At 67.6% G+C, this 3,042-nt stretch carries 4 protein-coding genes; 1 reads left to right on the top strand and 3 read right to left on the bottom strand.

Annotated features, from left to right (window positions below; genetic code table 11):
* The 3 genes from VK533_RS11455 to VK533_RS11445 all read right to left on the bottom strand — a co-directional run.
* A partial coding sequence (locus VK533_RS11455; RefSeq protein WP_324377720.1) for a hydrolase occupies positions 1–867 on the bottom strand: 867 nt, incomplete at its 3' end.
* A gap of 2 nt (positions 868–869) precedes the next feature.
* Positions 870–1,853: a glucokinase gene (gene glk, locus VK533_RS11450; protein WP_324377718.1), complete on the bottom strand. Its 984-nt coding sequence runs from the start codon at positions 1,851–1,853 to the stop codon at positions 870–872.
* A gap of 64 nt (positions 1,854–1,917) precedes the next feature.
* A complete protein-coding gene (locus VK533_RS11445; RefSeq protein ID WP_324377716.1) occupies positions 1,918–2,508 on the bottom strand; it encodes a transcriptional regulator in 591 nt (196 codons plus the stop codon).
* Between the two features lie 100 nt (positions 2,509–2,608).
* Between VK533_RS11445 and VK533_RS11440 the strand changes: the two genes are divergently transcribed.
* Positions 2,609–3,042, top strand: a 434-nt coding sequence (locus VK533_RS11440; protein ID WP_324377714.1) for a hypothetical protein, incomplete at its 3' end; no start/stop codon positions are given.

The following is a 3,042-nucleotide window of genomic DNA, read 5'->3' as shown; positions in this document are numbered from 1 at the left end:
AGCCATCAGCCAGGCTTCGGCTTCATTGTCAGGCAGGCGCGCGTTGAAGCGCAGCACCGCCACGTCCGGCACCTGGTTGAGCGGCGCGCCGCCGTCGATCCGCGCGACATTGACCGTCACGCCCTCGCGCCGGCCATTGAGCGCGCCCAGCGCCAGCCCGATCCGCGCGGCGGCGAGGATCGCGTTGCGCCCGCTGTCGAAATCGCGCCCGGCATGCGCGGCGCGGCCGGTGATGCGGATATGGAAATTGCCCGATCCCTTGCGTCCCGACACCAGGGTGCCGTCCGCGAGCGCGGGCTCATAGGTCATGCCGACATGCGCTGCCGCACCCAGTTCGGCGAGCAGGGGCGCGGACGCGAGCGAGCCCGTTTCCTCGTCCGGCGACAGCAAGGCGGTATAGCCGATCCGCCCGGCCAGCGGATGCGTCTCGAATGCGGCGAGCGCGGCCAGCATCACGCTGATCCCGCCCTTCATGTCGGCGATGCCCGGCCCGTGCAGCGCCCCGTCGGCGCGCGTCGCGACGTCGCGGAAGCGCGTCTCGGCCGGATAGACCGTGTCGTAATGGCCGGTCAGCGCGATCTGGACGGGCGCCTCTGGCCGCACCCGCAGGCGCAACGCCGCGCTGGTCGAAACGCTGCGGATCGCGCCGTCGGCGGCGACCTCCTGCGTATCGGAGAGCTTTATTCGCTCAACCGGCCCGATCTCGCCCATCGCCGTCGCGAGCGGTTCGGCCATCGCCTCGAGCCCCGCCAGATTGCGGCTGCCGCTGTTGATCGCGCACCAGCCGATCGCGCGGCCGACGATCGCGTCACCGCCCGCCGCCAGCGCATCGAGCATCGCCCGATCCTCCGGCGTGAGCGTCGGCATGGTCAGGCCTTATGCTCTTGCGCGAAGGCGGCTGCGGCGCCGTACAGGCCGGGCTGCGGGTGCGTGATCAGCTTGACCGGTATGTCGGACATCATCTTCTCGAACCGCCCTTTGGCGACGAAGCGGTGCGCGAAGCCGGATTGGGGCAGGTGTTCGGCAACGCGAAGCCCGACGCCGCCGCCGATAACCACGCCGGTCGCGCCTTGCGCGAGCGCGATGTCGCCCGCGAACGCGCCCAGCGACAGGCAGAAGCGGTCGAGCGCCGCCGCCGCCAGGCTGTCGCTGCCTTCGAGCGCGGTCGCCCACAATGTCTTGTCGTCGATCGGCGCGACCGTGCGCTCCTCCAGGACGGCGAGTGCGGCGTAGATATTGTTGAGGCCCGGTCCCGATACGACCCGCTCGGCCGACACGCGGCGAAAGCGGTTGCGCAGATATTTGAGGATATTGTCCTCGATCGAATCGAGCGCGGCGAAATCGACATGCCCGCCCTCGGTCTCGCCGACATGATAATCATGTTCGCTCTTGATCACATAGGCGACGCCCAGGCCGGTGCCCGGCCCGACCACGGTGATCGCGCCCGTCGCCGGCAGATCGCGCTCCGGCCCGCAAATATGCATGAGATGCGCCGGATCGCAGCGCGCGACCGCATGCGCGACCGCGCCGAAATCGTTGACCAACGTATAGCGGTCGACGTTCAGTTTCTCGGGGATCAAGGCGGGGCGGATCACCCACGGATTGTTGGTCAGCTTGAGCACGTCGCCATGGACCGGCCCGGCCAGCGCGATCGCGGCGTTGCGCGGCAGCGGCTCCGTCTGCTCGGCGGCGAATGCCTCGAGTGCGAGCTGCAGACTGGCATGCTCGGCTGTCTTGAAGGTGGATTCGGGCGCCAGGCTGACGACGCGGCCATCCTCCACTTCCGCGATCGCGAAGCGCGCGTGGGTCCCGCCGATATCGATTGCTACTAACTTGGTCGCCAATGGTTTCATCCCGTTCGGCACTGTTTCGTGCCCTGCGCGGGCAACTAGCGATCTGGCGCGATTATGGAAGCGCCTAATCGTGCGGCCGCGTAACGAATGCGGCGGGATGAGGGCTCTGCGCGTCACGAAATTGCGTGGCGGCAGCGCGTATCGTGCGCCAGCGTTCGCGCTCTTCCTGCGCATCCGCAAGCGCGCGATGCGCCGTCACCTGGCCGGCCCGCGCCGCGATCGCGTGAATACGTATGCTTTCCACCGTCGCGTCCAGCCGATCGGCGGCCACTATATCCCGCAGGATCGTACGCGCGGCCTCGCGTTGCGCCTCGTCGCTGTCGCGCAGCCGCAGGGCGTGCCGGGGCAGGCCGGCGGCGCGCAGCAAGGTGCTCAGCCATTTGCCGTCCCACGACGGCGCGCTTGCGGTCAGATCGTGCCCGGCCAGTTGCTCGACCATCCGCCGCGCGACCGCGTCATGCGCCACGCCCTCGTCCAGCAATGTCGCGCGCGGAATATGATGGATCGCCTCGGCGGACACATCCCAATCGTCCCAGCCGGGGGCAGGCCGGATCAGATACGCTTCCGACGCCCCATTCTCGAACACCCACGCCACCTCGATCGGATAGCTGTGCCGCGCCAGCGACGAGGCTTCGAAATCGAGGAAGGCGAGCATTGGTCTTTATAACGCTTCGCGGACTTTCGTCGCATCCCATCGCGGCGATAGATTCGCGTGCGCGGGATCGTTAGTCCTTGGGCAAAGGCGGGGGGAAATAATGACCATAGCTGCAATCGTCGCGATCCTGGCTCAAGCGGCTACGCCCACGCCGGCCTTGCCCCCGTCCGGCAAGTGGGTGCTCGAGGGCGAGAGCAATATGTGCGCGTTGCTCCACGGTTACGGCGCGGAGAAGCCGGACGTCACCCTCGGTATCCGGCCATGGCCGATCGGTGGCGGGGTCGACATATTGTTGTTCACGCGGTCGATGGATTCCGATCCGACTGGGGGCAGCGCGCATCTGACGATCGATGCCGCGGCGTCGATGGATGGGTATTACCAAAGTTATGCGCTGGCCGGACGTAATATACGGCTGGCGACCCTCAGCGTTTCGGGCCGATCGGCGGACGTCTTCATGTCGGCGAAGCAGATCACGGTGAGTCTCGATCAGGGCCGGCCGATCACGGTGTCGGTCCCGGACTCGAGGGCCGCGTT

Origin of the sequence: Sphingomonas sp., from assembly GCF_035317925.1 — a bacterium.
GTDB lineage: Bacteria > Pseudomonadota > Alphaproteobacteria > Sphingomonadales > Sphingomonadaceae > Sphingomonas_I.
This window is presented reverse-complemented; position numbering and strand designations above follow the sequence as displayed.